Annotated in this window: 25 protein-coding genes; 16 read left to right on the top strand and 9 right to left on the bottom strand. The window is 59.6% G+C overall.

Going from position 1 to position 25,998, the window contains the following annotated elements:
- Positions 1-176 precede the first annotated feature (176 nt).
- From ACIOMO_RS01785 to gnd, 3 genes are read right to left on the bottom strand one after another with little or no spacing between them, the layout of a single operon-like run.
- Entirely contained in the window at positions 177-1,007 is an 831-nt protein-coding gene (locus ACIOMO_RS01785) for an HAD family hydrolase (protein ID WP_401237711.1), read from the bottom strand.
- A complete protein-coding gene (gene zwf, locus ACIOMO_RS01780) occupies positions 1,004-2,527 on the bottom strand; it encodes a glucose-6-phosphate dehydrogenase (RefSeq protein WP_401237709.1) in 1,524 nt (507 codons plus the stop codon). The genes ACIOMO_RS01785 and zwf overlap by 4 nt, the downstream gene beginning before the upstream one ends.
- Complete coding sequence (gene gnd / locus ACIOMO_RS01775) at positions 2,524-3,504, bottom strand: phosphogluconate dehydrogenase (NAD(+)-dependent, decarboxylating) (protein ID WP_401237708.1); 981 nt, start codon at positions 3,502-3,504, stop codon at positions 2,524-2,526. The genes zwf and gnd overlap by 4 nt, the downstream gene beginning before the upstream one ends.
- 274 nt (positions 3,505-3,778) lie before the next feature.
- On the opposite strand from gnd, the gene ACIOMO_RS01770 reads away from it, so the two are divergent.
- The 4 genes from ACIOMO_RS01770 (at position 3,779) to ACIOMO_RS01755 (ending at position 8,923) form a co-directional block, all read left to right on the top strand.
- Positions 3,779-3,961 (top strand): DUF6026 family protein, encoded by a 183-nt coding sequence (locus tag ACIOMO_RS01770; protein WP_212549414.1) that lies wholly within the window; start codon positions 3,779-3,781, stop codon positions 3,959-3,961.
- A gap of 208 nt (positions 3,962-4,169) precedes the next feature.
- Positions 4,170-5,921 carry a phosphoethanolamine transferase CptA gene (locus ACIOMO_RS01765; RefSeq protein ID WP_400644266.1) on the top strand — a complete coding sequence of 584 codons (1,752 nt, stop codon included), beginning with the start codon at positions 4,170-4,172 and terminating at the stop codon, positions 5,919-5,921.
- Positions 5,922-6,166: 245 nt separating this feature from the next.
- Positions 6,167-8,413 carry a TonB-dependent siderophore receptor gene (locus tag ACIOMO_RS01760; RefSeq protein ID WP_401237706.1) on the top strand — a complete coding sequence of 749 codons (2,247 nt, stop codon included), beginning with the start codon at positions 6,167-6,169 and terminating at the stop codon, positions 8,411-8,413.
- A gap of 300 nt (positions 8,414-8,713) precedes the next feature.
- Entirely contained in the window at positions 8,714-8,923 is a 210-nt protein-coding gene (locus tag ACIOMO_RS01755) for a hypothetical protein (protein WP_053119794.1), read from the top strand.
- Between the two features lie 76 nt (positions 8,924-8,999).
- Here the strand turns inward: ACIOMO_RS01755 and ACIOMO_RS01750 are convergent, their stop codons facing one another.
- From ACIOMO_RS01750 to zapE, 3 genes are all read right to left on the bottom strand, one after another.
- Positions 9,000-9,497, bottom strand: a complete 498-nt coding sequence (locus tag ACIOMO_RS01750) for a GNAT family N-acetyltransferase (RefSeq protein WP_053119792.1) — start codon at positions 9,495-9,497, stop codon at positions 9,000-9,002.
- A gap of 177 nt (positions 9,498-9,674) precedes the next feature.
- A complete protein-coding gene (locus ACIOMO_RS01745; RefSeq protein ID WP_401237704.1) occupies positions 9,675-10,256 on the bottom strand; it encodes a DinB family protein in 582 nt (193 codons plus the stop codon).
- A 17-nt stretch (positions 10,257-10,273) separates the two neighbouring features.
- The gene (gene zapE, locus ACIOMO_RS01740; protein ID WP_401237702.1) at positions 10,274-11,392 is read right to left on the bottom strand and encodes a cell division protein ZapE; all 1,119 of its coding nucleotides are present in this window, start codon (positions 11,390-11,392) and stop codon (positions 10,274-10,276) included.
- 282 nt (positions 11,393-11,674) lie between these two features.
- On the opposite strand from zapE, the gene ACIOMO_RS01735 reads away from it, so the two are divergent.
- Positions 11,675-12,727, top strand: coding sequence for an aldo/keto reductase (locus ACIOMO_RS01735; RefSeq protein ID WP_401237701.1), 1,053 nt, complete (start codon positions 11,675-11,677; stop codon positions 12,725-12,727).
- Between the two features lie 127 nt (positions 12,728-12,854).
- Here the strand turns inward: ACIOMO_RS01735 and speB are convergent, their stop codons facing one another.
- Both speB and ACIOMO_RS01725 read right to left on the bottom strand, forming a co-directional pair.
- Positions 12,855-13,814 (bottom strand): agmatinase, encoded by a 960-nt coding sequence (gene speB, locus ACIOMO_RS01730; RefSeq protein ID WP_401237699.1) that lies wholly within the window; start codon positions 13,812-13,814, stop codon positions 12,855-12,857.
- Between the two features lie 22 nt (positions 13,815-13,836).
- Positions 13,837-14,928: an extracellular solute-binding protein gene (locus ACIOMO_RS01725; RefSeq protein ID WP_401237697.1), complete on the bottom strand. Its 1,092-nt coding sequence runs from the start codon at positions 14,926-14,928 to the stop codon at positions 13,837-13,839.
- 99 nt (positions 14,929-15,027) lie between these two features.
- On the opposite strand from ACIOMO_RS01725, the gene ACIOMO_RS01720 reads away from it, so the two are divergent.
- The 9 genes from ACIOMO_RS01720 (at position 15,028) to ACIOMO_RS01680 (ending at position 24,121) form a co-directional block, all read left to right on the top strand.
- The gene (locus ACIOMO_RS01720) at positions 15,028-15,927 is read left to right on the top strand and encodes a LysR family transcriptional regulator (RefSeq protein WP_053119785.1); all 900 of its coding nucleotides are present in this window, start codon (positions 15,028-15,030) and stop codon (positions 15,925-15,927) included.
- 213 nt (positions 15,928-16,140) lie between these two features.
- The gene (locus tag ACIOMO_RS01715) at positions 16,141-17,607 is read left to right on the top strand and encodes a nucleobase:cation symporter-2 family protein (RefSeq protein ID WP_053119783.1); all 1,467 of its coding nucleotides are present in this window, start codon (positions 16,141-16,143) and stop codon (positions 17,605-17,607) included.
- 67 nt (positions 17,608-17,674) lie between these two features.
- The gene (locus ACIOMO_RS01710) at positions 17,675-18,148 is read left to right on the top strand and encodes an LEA type 2 family protein (protein ID WP_400644294.1); all 474 of its coding nucleotides are present in this window, start codon (positions 17,675-17,677) and stop codon (positions 18,146-18,148) included.
- Positions 18,149-18,201: 53 nt separating this feature from the next.
- The gene (locus ACIOMO_RS01705) at positions 18,202-18,747 is read left to right on the top strand and encodes a GNAT family N-acetyltransferase (RefSeq protein WP_401237695.1); all 546 of its coding nucleotides are present in this window, start codon (positions 18,202-18,204) and stop codon (positions 18,745-18,747) included.
- A 10-nt stretch (positions 18,748-18,757) separates the two neighbouring features.
- Entirely contained in the window at positions 18,758-19,276 is a 519-nt protein-coding gene (locus ACIOMO_RS01700; RefSeq protein WP_401237693.1) for an AAA family ATPase, read from the top strand.
- Positions 19,277-19,334: 58 nt separating this feature from the next.
- On the top strand, positions 19,335-20,189 hold the full coding sequence (locus tag ACIOMO_RS01695) for an NUDIX domain-containing protein (protein ID WP_401237691.1): 855 nt from the start codon (positions 19,335-19,337) through the stop codon (positions 20,187-20,189).
- A gap of 110 nt (positions 20,190-20,299) precedes the next feature.
- Entirely contained in the window at positions 20,300-21,508 is a 1,209-nt protein-coding gene (chrA, locus tag ACIOMO_RS01690) for a chromate efflux transporter (protein ID WP_401237690.1), read from the top strand.
- Between the two features lie 106 nt (positions 21,509-21,614).
- On the top strand, positions 21,615-22,121 hold the full coding sequence (gene msrA, locus ACIOMO_RS01685) for a peptide-methionine (S)-S-oxide reductase MsrA (RefSeq protein ID WP_053119771.1): 507 nt from the start codon (positions 21,615-21,617) through the stop codon (positions 22,119-22,121).
- Between the two features lie 140 nt (positions 22,122-22,261).
- Complete coding sequence (locus tag ACIOMO_RS01680; protein WP_401237688.1) at positions 22,262-24,121, top strand: ABC transporter ATP-binding protein; 1,860 nt, start codon at positions 22,262-22,264, stop codon at positions 24,119-24,121.
- Positions 24,122-24,148: 27 nt separating this feature from the next.
- On the opposite strand, the gene ACIOMO_RS01675 is transcribed toward ACIOMO_RS01680, so the two are convergent.
- Positions 24,149-24,334 carry a hypothetical protein gene (locus tag ACIOMO_RS01675; RefSeq protein ID WP_401237687.1) on the bottom strand — a complete coding sequence of 62 codons (186 nt, stop codon included), beginning with the start codon at positions 24,332-24,334 and terminating at the stop codon, positions 24,149-24,151.
- Positions 24,335-24,495: 161 nt separating this feature from the next.
- Here ACIOMO_RS01675 and ACIOMO_RS01670 point away from each other — a divergent pair, with 161 nt between their 5' ends.
- Together ACIOMO_RS01670 and ACIOMO_RS01665 are read left to right on the top strand one after the other, a co-directional pair.
- Positions 24,496-24,936, top strand: a complete 441-nt coding sequence (locus ACIOMO_RS01670; protein WP_053119764.1) for a TspO/MBR family protein — start codon at positions 24,496-24,498, stop codon at positions 24,934-24,936.
- Positions 24,936-25,970, top strand: coding sequence for an alpha/beta hydrolase fold domain-containing protein (locus ACIOMO_RS01665; protein WP_401237685.1), 1,035 nt, complete (start codon positions 24,936-24,938; stop codon positions 25,968-25,970). Before ACIOMO_RS01670 ends, ACIOMO_RS01665 begins: the two co-directional genes overlap by 1 nt.
- The last annotated feature ends 28 nt before the right edge of the window (positions 25,971-25,998 follow it).

Raw genomic sequence — 25,998 nt, 5'->3', positions numbered from 1 at the left:
GAGGCTGCGATCCGTTGATCTTGTTTTTGAAGCAAGATCAAAAGATCGCAGCCTCCGGCAGCTCCTACACTCAAAACGCCGCATAACAATTGTGGGAGTGGGCTTGCTCGCGAAAGCGGTGTGTCATTCGACAAATGCGTTGTCTGACACAGCCCCTTCGCGAGCAAGCTCGGCTCCTACAGGTTTTGGGTTGGGAGGATGTATTTTTCGATGGCTTGGGCGACGCCGTCTTCGGTGTTTTGGGCGGTGACTATGTCGGCTTGGCGCTTTACCGCGTCCTCAGCCTGGCCCATGGCAATCGATAATCCGGCGCAATGGAACATCGCCGGGTCGTTGCCGCCGTCACCGATCGCGGCGGTCTGTTCCAACGGGATGCCCAGGTGCTCGGCAATCGTCGTCAGTGCGGTGCCTTTGTTGGCTTCCAGCGCGGTCACGTCGAGGTACACCGGTTGCGAGCGCGAGACTTGCGCCATGCCGTTGACCTTCGGTATCAAGCGCGCTTCCAGTTCGATCAGCAGTTCAGTGTTGTTGCTGGTCGCGACGATCTTGTCGATATGCTCCAGATACGGCTCGAAACTCTCAACCACCACCGGCGGATAGCCGAGGCCATGCTGTTCGCGCGGCACCATCGGCCCGTGCGGATCCTTCAGCAGCCAGTCGCCGCCGCTGAACACCCAGATTTCCACGTCCGGCTGATCGGCGAACGTCGCCAGTGCAATCAGCGCGGTGGTGGCCGGCAGGTAATGTGCGGCCAGCAAACTGCCGTCCGGATTGACGATGGTGCCGCCATTGAATGCCGCCGTCGGCAGATCAACGCCCAAGGCTTCGATCTGCTGCAACATGGCTTTCGGTGGACGCCCGGTGGCGAGGCTGAACAACACGCCCGCCTCACGCAAGGCACGAACCGCATCAATGGTGCGCTGGCTCAGCGTGTGATCGGGCAGCAACAGCGTGCCGTCCATGTCACTGAGCAGAAAACGGATGGGTTGTTTCGGCAGGTCACTCATCCGAGGCCATGCCAGACGCGACCATCGCGAGTCAGCAGGTCTTCGGCGGCCTGCGGGCCATCGTCACCGGCAGCATAGGTCTGCACGCTCGCGTCCTGCTGCCAGGCATCGAGGAACGGTTGCACGGCGCGCCAGCCGTTCTCGATGTTGTCGGCGCGCTGGAACAGCGTCTGATCGCCGGTCAGGCAGTCGTAGATCAGGGTTTCGTAACCCGTCGACGGCTGCATCTCGAAGAAATCCTTGTAGGCAAACCCCAGTTCGATGTTGGCCATGTTCAGCGCCGGCCCCGGCCGTTTCGCCAGCAGGTCGAACCACATGCCTTCGTTAGGCTGGATCTGGATGCGCAGGTAAGTCGGCTGCAATTCATCGACTTCGGTGTCACGGAACTGCGCGTAAGGCGCCGGTTTGAAGCAGATGACGATCTCGGTGTCGCGCACGCTCATGCGCTTGCCGGTGCGCAGATAGAACGGCACGCCGACCCAGCGCCAGTTATCGATCATGACTTTCAGCGCCACGTAGGTTTCCGTGGTGCTGTCTGGCGCGACGTTGGGCTCCTGGCGATAGCCGTTCAAGGCTTTGCCGTCGACTTCGCCGGCGCTGTACTGGCCGCGAACCGAGTTGGCGCGCGCCTCTTCGGTCGTCCACGGACGAATCGCGCCGACTACCTTGGCCTTTTCGCCACGCACCGCATCGGCGCCGAACGCGGCCGGCGGTTCCATGGCGACCATGGCCAGCAACTGGAACAGGTGATTGGGCACCATGTCACGCAGCGCGCCGGTGTGTTCGTAAAAACTGCCACGGGTTTCAACGCCGACGGTTTCCGCCGCGGTGATTTGCACGTGGTCGATGTAATGGTTGTTCCAGAACGCTTCGAACAGGCTGTTGGAGAACCGGCTGACCAGAATGTTCTGCACGGTTTCCTTGCCCAGGTAATGGTCGATCCGATAGATCTGCTTCTCGGACATCACCTTGAGCAAACAGGCGTTGAGCGCTTCGGCGGTGTGCAGATCGGAGCCGAACGGCTTCTCGATCACCACCCTTCTGAACGCTTCAGGCGTTTCTTCCAGCAGTTTCGCGGCGCCCAGTCGGCGCACCACTTCACTGAAGAAACGTGGCGCGGTGGCCAGATAGAACACCGCATTGCCAGTGCCGCTGTCGGCGATTTTCGCCGCCAGCGCGGAATAGGTGCTGTCGTCCAGGAAGTCGCCTTGGACGTAGCTGATACCTTTGGCGAGCTTGGCCCACAAGGCCGGATCAAGCATCTGATCGCCCTTGCCGACCTTCGCCGCCACTTCGGTACGGATGAAGTCTTCGAGCTTCTGCGCAAAGGCCTCATCGGTAATGGCGTTGTGGTCAACGCCGACGATCCGCAGATTCTCGTCAAGCAGGCCGTCGCGACTGAGGTTGTACAGCGCCGGCATCAGCAAGCGCTTAACCAGGTCGCCGTGGGCACCGAACAGGAACAGCGTGGTCGGTGGAGCGGGTTCTGCCTTGGATTTCTTGCGGATCGTATGACTCATTTCTTCGGTGTCTCCACATGGCCGCCGAAGCCGAAGCGTTGGGCCGAAAGAATCTTGTCGCCAAAGGTGCCCTGGCCGCGTGAGCGGTAGCGCGAGAACAGCGAGTTGGACAGCACCGGTACCGGCACCGCTTGTTCCATGGCCGCTTCGATGGTCCATTGACCTTCGCCGCTGTCCGCTACCGAACCGGAAAAGCCGTCGAGTTTCGGATCGCTGGCCAGTGCATCAGCCGTCAGGTCGAGCAACCACGAGGACACCACGCTGCCACGACGCCAGACTTCGGCGATGTCAGCCACGTTCAGATCAAAACGCTGATCTTCCGGCAGACGCTCGCTGGACTTGGTCTTGAGGATGTCGAAGCCCTCAGCGAACGCGGCCATCATGCCGTACTCGATGCCGTTGTGAATCATCTTCACGAAGTGCCCGGCGCCGGCAGGACCGGCATGGATGTAGCCGTGTTCGGCGCGATGGTCATCGGACTTGCGATCCTTGGTGCGCGGGATGTCACCCATGCCCGGCGCCAGTGCAGCGAACAGCGGGTCGAGGCGCTGCACGGTTTCAGCGTCGCCGCCGATCATCATGCAATAGCCGCGCTCCAGGCCCCAGACGCCGCCCGAGGTACCGACGTCGATGTAGTGCAGGCCCTTCTCGTTCAGGGCCTTGGCCCGGCGAATGTCATCCTTATAGTTGGTGTTGCCGCCGTCGATGATGGTGTCGCCGGCCTCCAGCAGTGTGCTCAGGGTGTTGATGGTGTCTTCGGTCGGCGCGCCGGCCGGCAGCATGACCCAGACCGCACGCGGTTTGGCCAGACCGGCAACCAGCGCCGGCAAGTCGGCGACGCCCGTGGAGCCCTCGGCGACCAGGTTATCGATGAAAGCGGTATTGCGGTCGTAAACAACGGTGGTGTGACCGTTGAGCATCAGACGCCGCGCAATATTGCCGCCCATGCGGCCCAGTCCAATAATCCCGAGTTGCATGTGCTGATGCTCCTTACTACAAATAAATGTGTGTCATTGGTTATAGCCCAACGCGACTGATAGGAGGTTAGTCCAGAGCGTTGCGATGAAGTTTCCGGGCATTGTGCCCGATCCAGACTGATAACGCCCCGAAACGTGGCGAAGACACACCGACCATGAAAAATAAAAAAGTTCCATTCACAGGCAAAAGAAATCAAAATTGGCGCCGATAGTAAGTCACTGCCCCAAAACGGGGGTGGTTTACAGTTGAGACACGCCATTTGCGAGGTGAGCAATGGGCACAGTACACACAGCAATGCCGCCACAAACCCTGTACGTGACAATCCGTCGCGATGAATTGCGCCAGTTGAAAGACGAGCGCGACCAATTGAAACAGGAGCTGGCGCAGCTGCGCGCGCTGACTCAGGGCCCCGCGTCCAAGCCGCTGCCGGTTGTCCTTCGCGCGCCCAACGCTTGATCCCCGCCTCTTTCGGGAACGGCCTGTGTCGTTCCCGACATGATTCACCTCCTGTTGTAACTCGCAACTAACAAAGTTTTCACATTGCCTTGCCCATACTCCGGCGCATTCTGGCCGGGCGTTCGCGTTCGGCCTCCGTTCGTCGGTTTCATGCTCTCGTTTCATGAAGCGTTCCGGCGGTGGTTGTGAAACAGAGCTGGAGTGCTGAATGGCATTGTTCAAACGCAGCAAAACGACTGCGACAGGTTTTGACTGGGCCGGTTTTCTCTGGCTGTTCGTTTTCTTCTGGTACTTCTCGGGTATTACCCAGCTGCTGATCCAGTTGACCGGCACCTCCGGTTTCACCGGTTTCCGTCAGGCGTTTGTGATGAGCGCAATCTGGCTGGCGCCGATGCTGCTGTTCCCCAAGCGCACGAAACTGATTGCCGCCGTGATCGGCGTGGTGCTGTGGGCCTGCTCGATGGCCAGCCTCGGTTACTTTTTCATCTATCAGCAAGAATTCTCGCAAAGCGTCATCTTCATCATGTTCGAGTCGAACATCTCTGAAGCGGGCGAGTACATGACCCAGTACTTTGCCTGGTGGATGGTGCCGGCGTTCCTCGCCCATACCCTGTTCGCCTACTTCCTGTGGACGCGTCTGCGCCCGGTGTACATGCCGCGTGGCCGTGCCTACGTGGCTGCCGCCGCGATCGTGATTGCAGTGGCTGGCTACCCGCTGATCAAGCAAACCATGCGCACCGGCAGCTTTACTGAAGGCTTCGAAAAGTTCGAAACGCGCATCGAGCCGGCCGTGCCGTGGCAGATGGCCGTGGCCTATCACCGCTACGTCAACACCCTCGCCGACATGCAGGACATGCTGCACAGCGCGAGCAAGATTCCGCCGCTGAAAAACCTCCAGGACGCTTCTGCCAATCAGCCTGCAACCCTGGTGTTGGTGATCGGTGAGTCGACCAACCGTCAGCGCATGAGCCTTTACGGCTACCCGCGCAAGACCACGCCGGAACTGGACAAGCTCAAAGATCAGCTCGCGGTGTTCGACAACGTCATCACCCCGCGCCCTTACACCATCGAAGCCTTGCAGCAAGTGCTGACCTTCGCTGATGAAGAGAATCCGGATCTGTACCTGTCGACGCCGTCGCTGGTCAGCATGATGAAACAGGCCGGTTACAAGACCTTCTGGATCACCAACCAGCAGACCATGACCAAGCGCAACACCATGCTTACGACCTTTTCCGAACAGGCCGACGAGCAGGTGTACCTGAACAACAACCGCAACCAGAACGCCGCGCAGTACGACGGCGACGTGATCGAGCCGTTCAACAAGGCCCTGACCGATCCGGCACCGCGCAAGTTGATCGTCGTGCATTTGCTCGGCACGCACATGAGCTACCAGTACCGTTATCCACCGAGCTTCGACAAGTTCCAGGATCGCACCGGCGTACCGGCCGGCGTGCGTGACGATCAGGTGCCGACTTACAACAGCTACGACAACGCCGTGTTGTACAACGACTTTGTGGTGTCGAGCCTGATCAAGGACTACGCCAAGTCCGATCCGAACGGCTTTTTGCTGTACCTCTCCGACCACGGTGAAGACGTGTTCGACTCGGTCGGCCACACCACGCTGGGCCGTAACGAGAACAAACCGACTGCGCCGATGTACACCATTCCGTTCATGGCGTGGGCATCGCCAAAGTGGCGTGAAAACCATGACTGGAACTTCGCCGCGGATCTGGATCGGCCGTACAGCAGTTCGCACCTGATTCATACCTGGGCGGATCTGGCCGGTTTGAGTTCCGATGAACTGGATCGCAGCAAGAGCCTGGTGAGTGACAGCTTCAAGCCGCGCCCGTTGTTGATCGGCAACCCGTATGAGAAGCAGCAACGTGCCTTGATCGACTTCAGTCTGATGAAGCCGAAAAAACCTGCAGAGGCACCACCCGAAGTGGCGCAACAGCATTAACGAAAAGGGGCCAAAAAGGCCCCTTTTTCATGCCCACCATTCCCCTGTAGGAGCTGCCGAAGGCTGCGATCTTTTGACTTTTTTTTTAAGAAGACAAGATCAACAGATCGCAGCCTTCGGCAGCTCCTACGGGGTTTTGAAATACATTCAAATAACAATATTTCTTGTTTGTTACTAAATCGCATCCGCCCTCTTCGTCTTTGAACCAAAGGATATTTCCCCTCGAAGACAAGGAGTCGGCTGCGATGTTCGCGCCTATCACCCGTTCCATGACCCTCACCCTCGGCCTCTGCGGTGCTGCACTGAGCCCTGACTTGCTGGCCGAAACAGACGTTGAAAAACAGCCAGAGCCTGCCTCTACAGCGCTCGAACTGGCGTCGACCAACGTCACCGCCCAAGGTCTGGGCACCACCACCGAAAACACCGATGCCTACACCACCGGCGCCATGAGCACCGCGACCCGGCTGAACCTGTCGATCAAGGAAACCCCGCAATCTGTGTCCGTGGTCACCCGTCAGCAAATGGACGATTTCAAACTCGGTACCTTGTCCGAAGCCATGAGCCAGACCACGGGTATCGTCGTGCAGCACAACGATTCGGATCGGGTCGGTTATTCGTCGCGCGGCTATTCGATCAATAATTTCCAGATCGACGGGATGCTCAACACCTTCGACCGGATGAAGACCGATGCCGACACCATCATCTACGACCGCATCGAAGTGGTACGCGGCGCTACCGGCCTGACCACGGGCGCTGGCGACCCTTCGGCGACGATCAACATGGTGCGCAAACGCCCGACGGCTCAATGGCAGGCGCTGGCCGGGGTCAGCGGCGGCAGTTATGACGATTACTACAGCTACGTCGACGTTGGTGGGCCGCTGGCGTTCGATGGTCGTTTACGCGGGCGCACGGTGCTGGCGTATCGCGACAGCCAGTCGTTCCGCGACAGCTACGCCCTGCAACGTGAAGTCGGCTACGGCATTCTTGAGGCGGATCTGACTGACTCCACCGTGTTGGCAGTGGGTTATGACTATCAGGACAAACAGGTTCAGGGCACCTCCTGGGGCACCCTGCCGTACTGGAATGCCGATGGCACGAAGGCCGGGCTCGGTCGTTCGACCAACATGGCGACCTCTTGGAGTTCGTGGCCGCTGCGCGATAAAACCGCGTTCGCCACGCTGGATCAGCAACTAGCGGGCGGCTGGCGCCTGAAAGCCGCCTACACCCACCGCGACAGCGATGTCGACGGCAAGGTTTATTACGGCGGCACCGGGTTCCCGGAAGCCGATCGCAGCGGCATGTACGCCTACCGGGGCCATATGCTCGGCAACCAGAAAATGAATGTGTACGACTTCAATCTGTCCGGCCCGTACAGCCTGCTCGGCCGTGAGCACGAAATGATGCTCGGTTACGGCGAGGCGAATCACCGTTCGTATTCCCCGTCCATCGTCGCGGGCGCGGTGCCTGAGGGTTATGACAGCATTCGTGACTGGAAATACATGGGCGATATTGCCAAGTTCTCCGACACCGTTACCGGCCGCACCGGCTCGCGCAGCAGCACCCGCCAGAAGGCCGGCTACATCGCCACACGCCTGAGCCTGACCGATGAACTGCACGCGGTGATCGGCAGCCGATATGGCAGTTGGGAAGGCAAAAAGGACGATCGTTACTATGACGAGAACCTGCAACTGACCAGTGTCGACAGCACCACTCAGCGCCAGAACGACATCTGGACGCCGTACGCCGGTCTGCTCTACGACCTGACGCCGGAATACACGGTCTACGCCAGTTACACCGATATTTTCAAACCGCAGAGTTACCGCGACAGCAGCCGCAACTACCTGGATCCGGTGGTGGGCAGTAACTACGAAGTCGGTCTCAAGGGCAGTCTGCTGGAAGAACGCCTCAACGTCGCGACAGCGGTGTTCTGGAGCAAGCAGGACAACGTGGCCGAACTCGACGATTCGGTACCACCGGATCCGGCTAGCGGCGAAGAGTTTTATAAGTCTGGCGGCAAGGGCAACAAGGTCAACGGTTTCGAAGCGGAAGTGTCTGGCGAAGTGATGACTGGCTGGAACGTGACGGCCGGTTACACCTATACCCACTCGGTTAACGGCGACAAACAGCGCACCAATACCAGTTCGCCGTTGAACATGCTGCGCGTATCGACGGCGTACCGATTGCCGGGTGATTGGCAGGCACTGACGGTGGGCGGTGCGGTGAATTGGCAGAGTGCGATGTTCGACTACGCTGATCGACCGGTGGGGCGTGAGGCGAATGGTGATTTCATCACTGAGAACACCAAGATTCATCAAGGTGCTTACACCGTGGTCAAGCTGATGTCGCGTTATCAATTCGACGAGCACGTGTCGGCGTCGCTGAACGTCGACAACCTGTTTGACGAGAAGTATTACGACAATGTCGGCTTCTACAACGGCGTGTTCTGGGGTGATCCGCGCACGGTGACGCTGAGTCTGGATTGGAAGCTTTAGTCTTAACGACACAAAACCAGTGGTGGGAGAAATACTGTGGTGAGGGGATTTATCCCCGATGGCCTGCGCAGCAGGCCCCCTTCTCTTTCAGATCAAAAGAGGGGCCGCTGCGCGCCCCATCGGGGATAAATCCCCTCGCCACAGATAAATCCCCTCGCCACAGATAAATCCCCTCGCCACAGTTATTCCTCCCACCACGAATGTTCTGGTGTTAACCCCGAGTTAATTCCTGAAGAACACACTCGCTTTCGAGTTCTGCTTCATGGACGAACGGCTCCGACTTGTTCAGTAGGAGGCACCATGAAAACCACGACTGTAATGCTTGCCGGGCTGCTAGCCCTTGGCTCTGCCAGCGCTTTTGCCGAAGGGGGCGCCGAACGCATGCGCTACTACTTCAACAACTTTCCCGTTCACCACGCGCAAAGCGAACAGGTGAGCGACGCCAAGACCAAAGAACTGCGGGTTCCCGACGACCAGACGGCCCAAGTGACCGAGTCTTATCGCAACTGAATCACCGATGGACCTGCGAGGACTGTGCTCCGGTCACCGCAGATGACAGTTGGGCGCCCTGTTGGGGCGCCTTTTTTTATGCCTGCAAATCCTTGATCCAGAACAGCATGCGGCCGTGCTCCGGGTTAAACATCCCCGGGGCAAAACCGAATTTGCGGTAAGAGCCCTGGGCGATATCGTTGCCTTCGAGCACTTCAAGGGTGATCTTGCAGCAGCCACGCTGGCGGGCGATGTCCTCGACCTTGCGCAGCATCTTCTGGCTTAAGCCGAGACCGCGAAACTTGTTCACCACCGCCACATCGTGAACGTTGACCAGCGGTCGGCAGGCGAACGTCGAAAAGCCTTCAAAGCAGTTCACCAAACCGGCCGGCTCACCGCCAACGAACGCCAGCACGCTGAACGCATGCGGTCGCCGGGCAAGTTCTTCCGGCAGGCGTTGCAGTAGCTCGGGGGCAATCGGATGACCGCCGCCCATGGGATCTTCTGCATAGTTGTTGAGTACCACGCCGATTGCCTCGGCATGCACTGGATTGGTGTAACTGGCCTGAAGTACAAGAATTTCTGCGGAATCCATTTCCATCCCCAAACACACAACCCCGGCGCGCAAGGTGCGCACTGATAGGCTGCCTGACCTTAGCGCGAGCACGGTGTTGTCGACAAGATCAAAAGATCGCAGCCTTCGGCAGCTCCTACATTGATCCCATTCCCCTGTAGGAGCTGCCGAAGGCTGCGATCTTTTGCTTTCGAAAAATCAATGCCCCCAAATCAGCTCTTCCGTCCAGCCGAGTTCGGCGAAGTCTTCAGCCCGCAAGCCGGCCTCGCCGGCGCAGAAAAACTCGTCCAGTTGCGGCGGCTTCACCGAGGTATCAGTGAGCATTGCGTGCACCTGCCCACGATGATGAATCTGATGTTCAAACAGATGCGAAAGCATGCGCAAACGGCTGTCATGTTGCGGCGTGTCGCGGGCGATGGTGACGATTCGGCCCAGATCGGCATCGCGCATCTGCTCGCAATAGGCGATCAGCCGACGATCCACATGCGCCTGCTCCTCGCGCAGGGACGCAGCCTCGATAAACGGCTCGTCCTGATTGAAAAACACGTAACAATCCGGGTGCGGCTCGGCCCCGCGCAACTCGCGTTCCAGCGCGTCGACATAGAACCAGTCGCAAGTGAGGATGTGATTGAGGGTCAGACGAATACTGGGGAAAAAACTGATGCGCGGCGCGGCGAGATCCGCGCCATCGAGCTGCATCCAGGCCTTGGCCAGACGATGGTTGGCCCAGGCATTTTGATAGGCCATGGTCAGCAAATGATGGGACAGCGGCTGGGTCATGGTGGCGCCCTCTTCACTCACGCTTCGGCAAAGCGCTGCAATTGCATCTCCTGCAAACGGCTGAGGGTGCGACGGAACGGGAATTCCAGATAACCCTCGGTGTACAGCGCATCCATTGGCACTTGCGCCTCAATGTACAGCGGCACCTTGCGGTCGTAGCACTCGTCGACCAAGGCGATGAAGCGCCGTACACCGTCGTCATGCACCGACAACTGCGGCAACTCGCGATCCCCCGCCGCCACGCGCTCGGCGTTGTCCTCGGTGCCACGGGCAATGCGCCCTTCGCGTTTCTGCGCGCTAAGGTTGGGCACCTCGCTCAACAGAATAGACTGGTAGGCATCACACAGCGCGATGAAATCCATGGCGGCGAACGGTTGCTCGCAGAGATCGGCGTAGCGACACCAGAGCACCGTCGCACTGGCCTGCACCACGTTCAACACGCGGTGGCCGACGGCAACGGGTTCGGCGCTGGCGGGTTGCCCGGCGTTCAGCGTTTGAAACACCTCATCCAGCGCGCTGCCCTGCTCCGGCGTGGCGACGAAGTAACGCTGCAGCCCGGTGCCGGGGTGCAGACGATGGTCTTCGGCGCCGTTCACCGGCACCACCTGCATGTGCGCCTTGATCGAAGCGATTGCCGGCGTGAAGCGGTCACGGTTGAAGCCATCGGCGTACAGATCATCCGGCGGCAGATTGGACGTGCAAACCACCACCACGCCTTCGTCGAACATCACCTGAAACAGCCGACCGAGAATGATCGCGTCACCAATGTCGTTGACGAACAGTTCGTCGAAACACAGCACCCGCACTTCGGCTGCCAGTTCTTTGGCCAGCGCGCGCAACGGGTCGGCGATACCGGTCAACTGGAACGAACGCTGATGCACCCAGCCCATGAAGTGATGGAAATGCTGTCGCCGCGCCGGCACCCGCAGGCTCTGATAAAACTGATCCATCAGCCACGTTTTGCCCCGCCCGACCGGGCCCCACAAATAAACGCCAGTGACCGAACGGGCCCCGGCGTGCAGAGCTTCGTGGCATTTTTGCAACGCCCAGACGGCGTGCTCCTGAGCTTCATCCTGGATGAAGCCCTTGTGCTCGATGGCGTGTTGCCAGGCGCTGAGGGGGGAGTCGAAAGTCATGCGCGGGAGTATGCCACGACCGCCTTAAAAACGGACTCATCGCCGTTACTCAACCAGGCTTGAGAGCACCGCAAAACCCTGTAGGAGCCGAGCTTGCTCGCGAAGGCGGCGTATCAGTCGACGCATGAATTGACTGATCCACCGTCTTCGCGAGCAAGCTCGGCTCCTACAAATGCGAGGGTACCGTTCAGCGGAGTGTGTCTTGACAGCGGAATATTACCAGCATCATATTGGCGCCATATTTCAACCGTAATCTTACTGAATCGGATCGGGAGCATTGCCATGCACTACAAGGTTTTTGGCCGTAAAACCGGCTTGCGCGTATCGGAACTGGCGCTTGGCGCCGGCAACTTTGGCACCGGTTGGGGGCATGGCGCAGAGCGTGACGAAGCCAAACGCATTTTCGACGGTTACCTCGAGGCCGGCGGCAATTTCATCGACACCGCCAATGGTTATCAGGGCGGGCAATCGGAGTCGATGCTCAGTGAGTTCATCGCCCCGGAACGCGATCGACTGGTCATCGCCACCAAATACAGCATGGGCACCACGCCGGCGGCCAGTATTTCCCACACCGGCAACAGCCGCAAAAACATGGTGCGTGCCGTCGAAGAAAGCCTGAAGCGCTTGAAGACCGATCACATCGATCTGTTCTGGGCGCACATCAGCGATGGCGTGACGCCGATGGAAGAGATCCTGCGCGGGTTCGATGATCTGGTGCGCGCCGGCAAGATTCACTACGCCGGTTTGTCGAACTTCCCGGCCTGGCGCATCGCTCGCGCCGACGTGCTGGCAGAGGTGCGCGGGTTCGCGCCGATTGCTGCGATTCAAGTCGAGTACAGCCTCGCCGAACGCACCGCCGAACGGGAATTACTGCCGATGGCCGAAGCACTCGGACTGGCCGCAACACTCTGGTCGCCTCTGGGCGGCGGCTTCCTCACCGGCAAGTATCGCGGCAACGATGACAACAACCGCGCAGCCAAACTCGGCATGCTGGTGCATGCGGAAAAAAGCGCGCGGGAAACGGCTTTGCTCGACACCTTGCTTGCGGTTGCCAGTGAGGTCGGCGTTAGCCCCACTCACGTCGCGATTGCCTGGCTGCGCGAAAAAGCCAAGCGCTCGACCACGGCGCTGATCCCGATTCTGGGTTCGCGTACCCGTGAACAACTGGATGCGACGTTGGGTGCGCTTGCGGTGCAACTGAGCGATGAACAACTGGCGCGGCTGGAGGGTGTGAGTAGCGTGCCGGCGGGCGTGCCGTTCGAGACGATTGCCAGTTCAGCACCCCGCTACACCGGGCCGGAGACGCTGGATCGGCCGATCATGCCAGTGGCCTGACACCCTCAACGCCACACACCCTTGTAGGAGCAGAGCTTGCTCGCGAAGGCGGTGGTTCAGTCAACTCATGCATCGACTGATATGCCGCTTTCGCGAGCAAGCTCTGCTCCTACACAGGCAATTGCGGTTAGAGGTCTACTTTGTGTTTCGCGGCGTAGAGGCAAAGCATTTCCATGGCCAATGTGGCGGCGGCCAGTGAAGTGACTTCGGCGTGATCGTAGGCCGGGGCCACTTCGACGACGTCCATGCCCACCAGATTGATCCCGCGCAAACCGCCGAGAATCTCCAGCGCCTGCACCGTGCTCAAACCGCCGCACACCGGCGTACCCGTGCCAGGCGCAAATGCCGGATCAAGGCAATCGATGTCGAACGTCAAATACACCGGGTTATCGCCCACCCGTGCGCGGATCGCTTCGACAATCGCCTCGCAACCGCGCCGATGCACTTGCCGCGCATCAAGCACTTGAAAACCCAGAGTGTCGTCATTGGTGGTTCGCAAACCGATCTGCACCGAACGCGCCGGATCCACCAGACCTTCCTTCGCGGCGTGCCAGAACATGGTGCCGTGATCGACGCGTTTGCCCTCCTCGTCCGGCCAGGTGTCGCTGTGCGCGTCGAAGTGGATCAGCGACAGCGTGCCGTGCTTGCGCGCATGGGCCTTGAGCAGCGGATAGCTGACGAAATGGTCGCCGCCGAAAGTGAGCATGGCCGCGCCGGATTCGAGAATCTGCTCGGCATGCGCCTCGATGCTTTCCGGGATGCTGTGCGGCGAGCCGTAATCGAAATCGCAGTCACCGTAATCGACCACTGCCAGATGATCGAACGGGTCGAACGTCCACGGCCAGTGGCGTTCCCAGGCAATCCCGGTAGACGCCGCACGAATCCCGCGCGGCCCGAAACGTGCGCCCGGGCGGTTGCTGGTGGCGGTGTCGAACGGCACACCGCTGACCGCCACATCAACACCGCGCAGGTCACGGCTGTAACGCCGGCGCATGAAACTGGTGATACCGGCGTAAGTGCTTTCGGCAGAGGTGCCATACAGGCTGTCGCGCGTCAGGGCTTGGTCGTTGAGCATCGGCACGTCCATCGGAGTGCTCCTTTTTTTATCGTTACTGGTGGCTACGGAAAGTGGTCCACAGACGCGTGCGCTGACGCATGTCTTTGAGGCTCATGCTGCGGTCGGCGTAGAGCAGCTCGCGCACATTGGCCGGCGGATAGATGTCCGGATCGTTGCGTACCGCTTCATCCACCAGCGGCGTCGCTGCCTGGTTGGCGGTGGCAAAAAACAGCGTGTTGGTCAGCTCGGCGACCGAGTCCGGACGCAGCATGAATTCGATGAACGCCCGCGCAGCTTCAGGGTGTGGCGCGTCCTTGGGGATGGCCAGGTTGTCCTGCCAGATCAGCGTGCCCTCCTTGGGAATGCGGTAAGCGACTTCGAACGGCTTGTTGGCCTTGTGCGCCTGATCCGCCGCCATGCTCGCGTCACCGTTGTAGGTCAGCGCGAGGCAGACTGTGCCGTTGGCCAGATCGCTGATCTGCCGACCCGTGGCGACATACAGCACTGACGGTTGCAGTTTTTGCAGCAGCGCTTCGGCGGCGGCCAGATCAGCTTTGTCGGTGCTGTACGGATCTTTGCCGAGGTAGTGCAGCGCGAGGCCGATGACTTCCTGCGGCGAATCAAGAATCGCGATGCCGCAGTCTTTGAGCTTGGCGGCGTACTCCGGTTTGAACAGTAGATCGAGGCTATTCAGCGGCACGTCCGGCAAGCGTTTTTTCACCGCTTCGACGTTCATGCCCAATCCGAGCGTGCCCCAGGTGTACGGCACGGCGTAACGATTGCCGGGGTCAACGGCCGCCAGTTTCGTCAACAAATCCGGATCGAGGTTGGCGTAACCCTTGAGCCCTTCGTGAGGAATTTCTTTCAGCGCCCCCGCGGCTAATCCACGGGCCAGCACGCTGGACGACGGCACCACCACGTCATAACCGCTGCCGCCGGTGAGCAGTTTGGTTTCGAGCACTTCGGAGGTATCGAACGTGTCGTAACGCACGTGAATACCTGTTTCCTGCTCGAAGCGTTGCAGCGTCTGCGGCGGCACGTAATCGGCCCAACTGTAGAGGTTGAGGGTCTTGTCCTCGGCTTGAGCCATGCTGACAACGGTAAACAGCAACGCGGGGAAACACAGCTTGAACATGGGAGCCATGACGCACACCTGACCGAGGGAAGTGGTTGCAGCGTGCGCCGTCGGATACATTAGAAAAATACCTGAATAGTTATCCTGACTTTATTGCGGAGTAATGTGATGCTCGGTCAGCTCCACGATGTCGATTTGCAGCTGTTGCGCCTGTTTGTCAGCGTGGTCGAGTGCGGCGGTTTCAGCGCGGCGCAGGGTGAGTTGGGCCTCAGCCAGTCGAGCATCAGTCAGCAAATGGCCAAGCTCGAAACCCGCCTCGGCTATCGTCTGTGCAGCCGTGGCAAGGGTGGTTTCGGCGTGACGCCCAAGGGCGAGCAACTGCTGATCGCCGCGCGCACACTGTTTGAATCCATTGAAACCTTTCGCCATCAATCCAACGGCGTCGCCGGACGTTTGATTGGTGAAGTGCGGCTGGGTATTTCTGAAGCGGTCGATCAATCGGTGCTGCAACGGGTGGCCGAGGCCATTCGGCGCTTTCGCGAGCGTGATGAGTCGGTGCGCATCGAAGTGATCAGCGCGATGCCCGGCGAGATGGAGCGCTTGTTGTTGCGGCAGCGGCTGGATCTGGCGATCGGTTATTTTTCGCAGGTGCAAAGTGCGTTCGACTATCACGAGTTGTTCAGCGAAACCCAGCATTTGTATTGCGCGGCGGGGCATCCACTGTTCACCGACGATGCGCCCAGCGATGCGGCACTGGCGGCGTGCGATCGGGTCGATCATCCGTACCGGTTTCTGCGCAGTGACGAGCCGTTTCAGGGCAAGGTGTGTTCGGCGCGATCTGAGCAGGTTGAAGGCACATTGGCGTTTATTTTGTCGGGCAAGCACGTGGGGTATTTGCCGGATCACTATGCGCGGGGTTTACAGGACAAGGGTTTATTGCGACCGGTGCGTGAAGGTGAGTTGAGTTTTGATGTGGCGTTTCACCTGGCACGGCACCGGGCGCAGGTACCGGGGGATGCGCAGAAAGCCTTCGAAGAAGACCTATTGGCTGCCTTCAACCCCCTGTAGGAGCTGCCGAAGGCTGCGATCTTTTGACTTTGCCATTCAAGATCAAAAGATCGCAGCCTCGTTTCACTCGACAGCTCCTACAGGGATTTGGCTACAACACCCAATAAAACCTGACCTTTCAGGCAATTTTTGCTCGTTGCCCTCGCCGCGCTCTTGCGGCATCCTGCGCCTCCATTTTCTGACCCGGCCCCGCCTCGCGGCGCATAAATCACCATGACCGCCTCTGAAAAAGCCCCGCGCAACAACGACTTGATCTACGGTCTCAACGACCGTCCGCACCTCACCGCCACCGTGTTCGCCGCGCTGCAACACGTGCTGGCGAGCTTCGTCGGCATCATCACGCCAACCCTGATCATGGGCGGCGCCCTCGGTCTGCAAAGCGAAATTCCCTACCTGATCAGCATGGCGCTGTTCGTCTCCGGCCTCGGCACGTTCGTCCAGGCCAAGCGTTTCGGCCCGGTCGGTTCCGGATTGTTGTGCCTGCAAGGCACCAGTTTCTCGTTTATCAGCGTGATTCTCAGCGCCGGCTTCATGGTCAAGGCGCGCGGCGGCGGCACCGATGAAATCCTCTCGACGATCTTCGGCGTGTGCTTCTTCGCCGCGTTCATCGAGGTTGCGCTCAGCCAGTTCATCGGCAAATTGCGCATGCTGATCACCCCGGTGGTCACCGGCACCATCATCACCTTGATGGGCCTGTCGTTGATCAAAGTGGCGATGACCGACATTGCCGGCGGTTTCGGCGCGGCGGACTTGGGCGCGTCCAGCCATCTGTTTCTGGCCGCGCTGGTGATCGGCACCATCGTCGTGTTGAACCGCGTTGACGTGCCGTTCCTGCGCCTCGGCGCGATCGTTATCGGCCTGACCCTCGGTTACTTCGTTGCATGGCTGATGGGCACCGTCGATTTCGCTTCGATGCCAGAAGTGCCGCTGGTCAGCGTGCCGGTGCCGTTCAAGTACGGTTTCAATTTCGACTGGGTCGCGTTCGTGCCGATCGCGGTGATTTTCCTCGTATCGCCGCTCGAAGCTGCCGGCGACCTGACCGCCAACTCGATGATCTCGCGCCAACCGGTCAAAGGCCCGCTGTACATCCGCCGGATCAAGTCCGGCCTGCTCGCCGATGGCCTCAACTCGGCCATGGCGGCGGTGTTCAACAGCATGCCGATGGTGACCTTCGCGCAGAACAACGGCGTGATCCAGCTCACCGGCGTCGCCAGCCGCTATGTCGCCTTCTTCATCGCCGGTCTGCTGGTGCTGCTCGGGCTGTTCCCGATGATCGGCGCGGTGCTGCAATTGATGCCAAAACCGGTGCTCGGCGGCGCTGAGCTGGTGATGTTCGGCACCGTCGCGGTGGCCGGGATCAAGATCCTCGCCGAAGCCGGCCTGCACCGTCGCAACATGCTCATCGTGGCGATTTCCCTCGGCATGGGCCTGGGCATTGCCGCTGTGCCGGAGGTGCTGCGTGAGCTGCCGCAAGCGCTGCGCAACATCTTCGAATCGCCAATCACCGTCGGTGCGTTGTGCGCTATCGTGCTGAACGTCTTCCTGCCGGAAGAATTCATCGAGCTGGAAGAAGACGATTTCGACCCGGAAGCTTCTATTCTTCAGGTCATGGAAAACCCGGACATGCCGTCCAAAGCTGAACCTGGCCAACCGGCGGCTGTCGCACAGTTGAACCGCTGACGTCCGGCCTTTAACAGAAAGGGCTGCACCGGCAACGGTTCAGCCCTTTTTTGTTGAGAGACCGTTTATGCGCCGCGTCCACGCCGTCATTCTGTCGTTACTGTTGCTGTCCCTCAGTGCCTGCGCGCTGTTTCCCAACCGAGATCCGGTAAACATCAACGTGGTCGGCCTCGAACCGTTGCCGAGCCAGGATCTGGAAGTGCGCTTCGCGATCAAGATCCGCGTGCAGAACCCCAACGAAACCGCCATCGACTACAACGGCATCGCCCTCGATCTGGAAGTCAACGGCCATTCACTGGCCTCCGGCGTGAGCGATCAGAGCGGCACGATTCCGCGCTTCTCCGAAACCATCGTCAGCGTTCCGGTGAGCATTTCCGCGTTCTCGGTACTGCGCCAAACCCTCGGCCTCAGCCAGACGCAAACCCTCGACAATCTGCCGTACGTGCTGCGCGGCAAACTCGCCGGCGGCTTGTTCGGCACCATGCGTTTTGTCGACAGCGGCAAGCTGAGTTTGCCGAAAGCCACTGCCGCGACCTGGTAAAGATGGGTTAGCCTTGGGCGTTCATTAGCAATGCTCAAGGAGGCGGCACGATTATGGAAGAGATACCGACGTTGTACACCGAACGGCTGATCCTGCGTCCGCTGGAACTGGCCGACGCTGATGCCGTGCAGCAGCAATTTGCGCACTGGGAAGTGGTGCGTTACCTGAACGCCCTCGTCCCTTGGCCCTACCCCGCCGACGGCGCCCTCACCTACCTGCGCGACATTGCATTGCCGGCGATGGCCGCTGGCAAGGAGTGGCATTGGTCGCTGCGGCTGAAATCGGCACCTGAACAATTGATCGGCAACATCAGCCTGATGGATGAGCAGGACAACAACCGTGGGCTCTGGCTCGCGCCGGCATGGCACGGTCAAGGCTTGATGACCGAAGCCTGCGCCGCCGTCACCGATTATTGGTTCGAAACCTTGAATCGCCCGCTCATGCGGGTGCCGAAAGCAGCGCCCAATATCGCCTCGCGCCGGCTCTCCGAACGCAGCGGCATGCGCCTGATTGGCAGCGATGAAGGTAACTTCGTCAGCGGCCGCTGGCCCCGGGATCTTTGGGAAATCAGTCGCGAAGAATGGCTGAGTCAACGCTGAGGAGCTCCCCATGCTTATTGTGTTCAGCGGTTTGCCCGGCACCGGCAAAACGACCCTCGCCAAATCTGTCGCGACGCGGTTAAAAGCCACGTACCTGAGGATTGATACGATTGAACAAGCTATCCGTAACGCCGACGTTCTCGCAGGCGATGTCGGCCGCAGTGGTTATTTTGTTGCGCTTGAACTGGCGCTAGGCAATCTTCGGCCGGGTCACACTGTCATCGTCGACTGCGTCAATCCTGTGGCAGAAAGCAGACAAACGTGGGCCGATGTTGCCGCCCGTGCTAACGCTGCGCTGCTGAATATCGAAGTGATCTGCTCAGACCCGCAAGAGCACCGCCGGCGCGTTGAACAGCGGCAGTCAGATGTTCCGGGGTTGATCCCACCCTCGTGGCAATCGGTCCTTGATCATGACTATGAACCCTGGTCGCCAGCACCACTGACGGTTGATACGGCGCAACTGAGCATCGATCAAGCCGTCGAACTCATCCTGCTCAACGGGGCTGTGCAAGGCGTGTCTCCCGATTAGCGAAGTTCGTGCAGACGTATGCTATTAATTCATAAATTTCCAGCAAGGCTGCTTGTTCATGAATCACCGCAATGTGCGCATCGTCGCTCAGCATCTGCTCTCGGACAACTGGTACATCCTGAAGAAAATCGATTTCGAACTGCAACGCCGTGACGGCAGCTGGCAGGCGCTCACCCGCGAGGTCTACGATCGCGGCAATGGCGCCACGATCGGTCTCTATAATTTGGCTAAGCGCACCGTCATTCTCATCCGTCAGTTCCGCATCCCGACGTTCGTCAACGGCCATGACGGCTACCTGATCGAAACAGCTGCCGGTTTGCTGGATGACGCCAGCCCTGAAGAGCGCGTGCGCCTTGAGGCCGAAGAGGAAACCGGCTATCGCGTGCAATCGGTGCGCAAGGTCTACGAAGCGTTCATGAGCCCCGGCTCGGTGACTGAACGCCTGCATTTTTTTGTCGGTGAGTATCAGCCGCAGGATCGCATCAGCGATGGCGGTGGTCTGGCCGAGGAAGGCGAAGACATCGAGGTACTGGAGTTGCCGTTTGCCGAAGCACTGGCGATGATTGATGACGGGCGGATCATGGATGGCAAGACCATCATGCTTTTGCAGTACCTCAAGCAAGTGATGCCGACGTCGCTGGCACGGACGATTGTGGTGTGTGGTTCAGATGATCGGGTAGCGCTGGCCACTGGTAGCGAGTTGCTGCAGGCCGGGCATTTTCCGTTGGTGGCGTCGACAGGCTTGGGTGGCGAGGTTTATCGCGACTATGCGAAGACGCTGTTGCAGCGCTGCGATGGGGTTTTGCATGTTGGTGGTACCTCCGGGAGCGCCGATCTGATCGAAGAACTGGCTGTGCAACTGGGGCTGCCGATTTATCGCGCCCTCGACGAGATACCGGTTGCTAAACAGTAGGTTTGTGGTGGCGCGGCTGGCCCCTTCACCCTCAAAACATCTGAAAACGCTCCACTCAAGGAAGACACCTTTGAAAAAAGCTCTGGGCAACCTGCTGAGTAACCGTATTAATGGCCCAACCCTTTAACGAAACGCGCAGCAGTGCCTGGTCGGTGCTGGCAATCTTCTTGCGCCTCGGCTTGACCTCATTCGGGGGCCCCATCGCGCATTTGGGTTACTTCCACCATGAGTTCGTCACAAAACGACACTGGCTGAGTGAACGCAGTTATGCCGATCTGGTAGCGCTCTGCCAGTTTCTGCCAGGACCGGCCAGTAGTCAGGTGGGCATCGCATTGGGCATGTCCCGCGCTGGCTATCGCGGAGCGCTGGCGGCGTGGGCCGGCTTCACGTTGCCGTCGGCCGTTCTTCTGATTTTGTTCGCCTTGGGTGTTTCCCGTTATGCCGACGCGCTTGGGCCCGGCGCCCTTCACGGCCTCAAAGTGGTCGCTGTCGCGGTCGTTGCCCAAGCGGTCTGGGGCATGGCGAAAAACCTCTGCCCTGATTTCACGCGCATCGCTCTCATGGTTACTGCTGCGTGTGGCGCCATGCTTGAACCGTCTGCGTGGGGACAGGTCAGCGTGATCGTCATTGCCGGAATTGCCGGTGTGATGCTGTGCAAACCCGGGCCAAGCGATGCGCACGATTTACTGCCAATTCCGATCAGCCGCAAGTCCGGCGCAATCTGGCTGACGCTATTTTTTGCACTGCTGTTTGGCCTGCCACTGTTAGCCGGACTGACCGCTGACAGAAGCGTGGCAATGATCGACGCCTTCTACCGCACAGGCTCTCTGGTATTCGGCGGCGGGCATGTGGTTTTGCCGCTACTGCAAGCCGAGGTGGTGCCGCCCGGCTGGGTCAGTAATGAAACCTTTCTTGCCGGTTATGGGGCTGCTCAGGCGGTTCCAGGCCCATTGTTTACGTTCGCAGCGTTTCTGGGAGCGTCGATGAACCAGACACCTTCCGGCTGGACAGGCGGCCTGCTTTGCTTGCTGGCGATCTTCGCCCCGTCCTTTTTATTGATCGCGGGGGTTTTGCCTTTTTGGGAGCGCTTGCGACGCAGCGTGCGCACGCGGGCTGCGCTTGCCGGGATCAATGCGGCCGTGGTCGGCTTGCTGTTGACGGCGCTGTACGACCCCGTCTGGACGAACGCCATTTTCACGCTTGAAGACTTCGGACTGGCGCTGGCAGCCCTGATCGCGTTGATGTTTTGGCGGCTTCCCGCGTGGCTGGTCGTGATCGGCAGCGGTGTTGTCGGCGGGTTGATGAGCACCACTTTGTGAGCGCCGTCGAAAGAACGGAAAACTAATCCGTGCCTTTTTCCTTGGAATCCGCCAACCCGCCCTCATAACTACGCAGACACCAATGCCCTCAAGAGGAAGCACTGACATGACCACTCAAACCGAAACTGCCCTTCTCGCCGGCGGCTGCTTCTGGGGCATGCAGGATCTGCTGCGGCGTTATCCGGGCGTGTTGCAAACGCGGGTCGGTTACACCGGCGGCGACGTGCCGAACGCCACTTACCGCAATCACGGCAACCACGCCGAAGCCATCGAGATCATCTTCGATCCGGCGGTGATCAGCTATCGGCAGATTCTTGAATTTTTCTTCCAGATCCACGACCCGAGCACGCCGAACCGTCAGGGTAACGACCTCGGCCCGAGCTATCGTTCGGCGATCTATTACCTCAGCGAAGCGCAACGCGACACTGCCGAAGACACCGCTGCCGATGTCGACGCATCAAAACTGTGGCCGGGCCGCGTCGTTACTGAAATCGAACCAGCGGGGCCATTCTGGGAGGCGGAACCTGAGCATCAGGATTACCTCGAACGTATCCCGAATGGCTACACCTGCCACTTCATCCGGCCGAACTGGAAACTGCCAAAGCGCGCCTGAGGGTCAGCGCAACGGGCATCTCCATTAGGCGCCACACTGCGTCGGGGTCGAAATCAGTCATCGGTAAATGACGGCTTCCGACCCTGATGCAGTCTTAAAGTGGCAAAATCGCCCTCATCTTTATCGTTTCGGAAACCACCATGCTTCGCGCTTTTGAAAAAAGACTCGACCCCTTCCCCCCAGACGAAGTACCGCCACCACCCGCAGGTCTGGCGCGGTTCCTTTGGGCCTGCACTCGCGGCGCGCGCGGCTATATCCTGCTGTTTGCGCTGCTCAGTGCCGCAGTGTCGATCTACGAAGCTTGGCTGTTTTCGTTCCTCGGTCAGGTCGTCGATCTGCTCTCGACCTGGAAGGCTGGTGGCGAAGCCGGTGCGCAGGAAACCCGCGTGTTGTGGGGCATGGGCATCGTCATGGTGGCGAGCATCGGCCTGGTCGCGCTGCGCACGATGGTGCAGCACCAGATTCTGGCGATCAATTTGCCGCTGCGCCTGCGTTGGGATTTCCACCGGCTGATGCTGCGGCAGAGCCTTTCGTTCTTTTCCGATGAGTTCTCCGGCCGGGTCACCACCAAGGTGATGCAGACCGCGTTGGCCGTGCGTGACGTGCTGTTCACCCTGATCGAAATTCTTCCCGGCATCGGCGTGTATTTCATCGCGATCATCGCGCTGGCCGGCGGGTTTGCATTGAAACTGATGCTGCCGTTCGTTGGCTGGATCGCGTTGTTTGGCCTGGCCATGGTCTATTTCGTCCCGCGTCTGGGCAAAGTCGGCCAGGAACAGGCACATGCACGCTCGTCGATGACCGGCCGTATTTCCGATGCCTACACCAACATCACCACGGTAAAACTGTTCTCCCACTCCAACCGTGAAGCGCACTTCGCGCGCGCGGCGATGGAAGATTTCAAACAGACCGGTTTTCGTCAGATGCGCCTGGTCAGCCAGTTCGAGATCGTCAACCAGGCATTGGTCGTCGGCTTGATCATGAGCGCCGGCGGCTATGCGCTGTGGTTGTGGCACTTGGGCGAAATCGGCACCGGTGCCGTGGCGGCGATCATCGCCATGGCCTTGCGCATCAACGGCATGTCGCACTGGATCATGTGGCAGATGACCGCGTTGTTCGAAAGCATCGGCACCGTGCAGGACGGCATGGCCACTTTCACGCGCAGCCCGAAAGTGCAGGATGCGCAGGACGCGAAGGGTTTGGTCACCTCCGGCGGAGCGGTCACGTTCGACAACGTCAGCTTCAACTACAACGGCGAACGCCAAGTGCTCGATGGCCTGAGCCTGAACATTCGTCCGGGCGAAAAAATCGGTCTGGTCGGTCGCTCCGGCGCCGGTAAATCCACGCTGATCAACTTGCTGCTGCGCTTCTATGATGTCGACAAAGGCCAGATCCGCATCGACGGGCAAGACATCGCGCACGTCACCCAGGACAGCCTGCGCAGCGCCATCGGCATGGTCACGCAGGACACATCCCTGCTGCACCGCTCGATTCGCGACAACATCGCCTATGGCCGCCCCGATGCCACCGATGCGCAAGTTCGCACTGCCGCCGCCAACGCGCAGGCCGATGAGTTCATCAGTCAACTGAGCGATCGCCAGGGTCACAGCGGCTACGACACCCTGGTCGGTGAGCGTGGCATCAAGCTGTCTGGCGGCCAGCGTCAACGCGTAGCGATTGCCCGAGTGATGCTCAAGAACGCGCCGATCCTGCTACTCGACGAAGCCACCAGCGCGCTGGACTCGGAAGTCGAAGTGGCCATTCAGGAAAGCCTCGACAAAATGATGGAAGGCAAAACCGTCATCGCCATTGCCCACCGACTGTCGACCATTGCGGCGATGGATCGACTGATTGTCATGGACGACGGGCGCATCATCGAACAAGGCACCCACACCGAACTGCTCGCCAAAAACGGCATTTATGCACGGCTTTGGCACCATCAGAGCGGTGGGTTCCTCGGTGAGGATCAAGGGATTGCCGAGGCCATGGATCAGGATTAAGCGGGAATGGCCCGTAGCCGACAAGCGCTACGGGCCACTGTAATGAATGAGCAACGCGATAAACGCCACGAATGGCGCGATCAGAATCACCCCGCCCACCGCCACCGCCCAGCCCCACGCAAATCCACTCTCGCCCATGAAGCGACCACCACTGAGCAATCTCAGCACAAATACGCCGATGCGATAGGCTATCAAATCCAGGATGAAGTCCATTTTATCCTCGCCAAAATTCGCTGCTGCGCTGAGCGTAGCTGACCCGCCAGTGCTTGAACCGCAGACAATTCCAAACTTTTCGCCACGCCAGGCGTCTTCTCTCTAACACGGCCAACTCGGCCCTCCTCCCCTAACCAGCTGATCACAGCTAAGGACTGGCGATGACTCTGTTCATTTTTCTTCTGGCCTGCGCGGCGGCGGCAACCACCGGTGTGATTTTCAAACCGGGCGAATGGTATGCGTCGCTGAACAAACCGCGTTTCACCCCGCCCAACTGGGCATTTCCGCTGGCCTGGACGGTGATTTATCTGTTGCTGGCCTGGGCCGGTTACCGCTTGACGCTGATTCCTGGCAGTCAGGTGGTTTTGGCGTTGTGGGCGGCGCAGATCGCGTTGAATACGCTGTGGACGCCGGTGTTCTTTGGCGCGCATCAGGTGTTGGCGGCGATGGTGATTCTGGTGTTGCTGTGGCTGGTGGTGGCGGTAATGGTGGTGATGGCGCTGCGGCTGGATGTGATCACTGGGTTGATCCTGTTTCCGTACCTCGTGTGGTTGTGCGTGGCGGCGGCGCTGAATTTCTCCATTCTGCGTAATAACCGTTGATGGGCGGCTTCAGGTTGACTCGAAAAGCACCGTGGCCGCAGGGCGAGCGGGAGTTGGCGGAGGTGCACGCCTTCAATAAAAAACTCGCCTGGTTGCCGCGTTTTCGCATTCGTAATCGGCTTACGCCGAGGCTGATTCAGGCGTTGTTGCGGGTGAGTCAGGTCGGCGGCGGTGCTGCTAAATTGCGCGAGCATGGGCTTACCGCTGAGCGAAAACTGATTGAGGGCGGCAGCGTAGCGGTGCCGGTTCGGATCATCCGCCCCAAAGGCCAGCCGAAAGGTGTGGTGCTGGATTTTCATGGCGGCGGCTGGGTCATCGGCAACGCGCAGATGAACGACAACTTCAACATCGCCATGGTCAACACCTGCGACGTCGCGGTGGTGTCGGTCGATTATCGTCTGGCCGTGTCGACGCCGATTGAAGGCCTGCTCGAGGACTGTCTAAATGCCGCACGCTGGTTGCTCAATGAGGACGAGTTTGCCGACCTGCCGGTTATCGTCGTCGGCGAATCGGCGGGCGGTCATCTGGCGGCAGCGACTTTGCTGGCACTGAAACAGTCACCGCCATTGCTGCAACGAATCTGCGGGGCGCTGTTGTACTACGGCGTTTATGACCTGACGGGAACGCCGAGTGTGCGCAATGCGCGGGCAGATACGCTGGTGCTGGACGGGCCGGGGATGGTTGAAGCGCTGCGCATGCTGACGCCGGACATGAGCGATGAACAACGCCGACAGTCGCCACTTTCACCGCTCTACGGCGATTTCAGCGGCATGCCGCCGGCGTTGCTGTTTGCCGGTGAACTGGATCCTCTGCGTGACGACACGCTCGACATCGCTGAACGCTGGATCAAATCGGCGCCGGTCGAGGTGTACCTGCTCCCATCCTCGCCGCACGGTTTCATTCACTTTCCGACAGCGTTTGCGAAGAGTGTGCTGGCGTATAGTCGTGAGTGGATTACGGCGCGGATCGCGGATGGCGCCGCCGATGTAGAGGGCATCGCCAACCATCCCGCGACTCAAAGGACAACACAGTAACGGTGGTGAGGGAGTCTGCTCCCTCACC

Origin of the sequence: Pseudomonas sp. NPDC087804 (assembly GCF_044742965.1) — a bacterium.
GTDB classification, from domain to species: Bacteria; Pseudomonadota; Gammaproteobacteria; order Pseudomonadales; family Pseudomonadaceae; genus Aquipseudomonas; species Aquipseudomonas rustica.
Note: the sequence above shows the minus strand (reverse complement) of the source record. Positions and strands in the feature narration are given on the sequence as shown.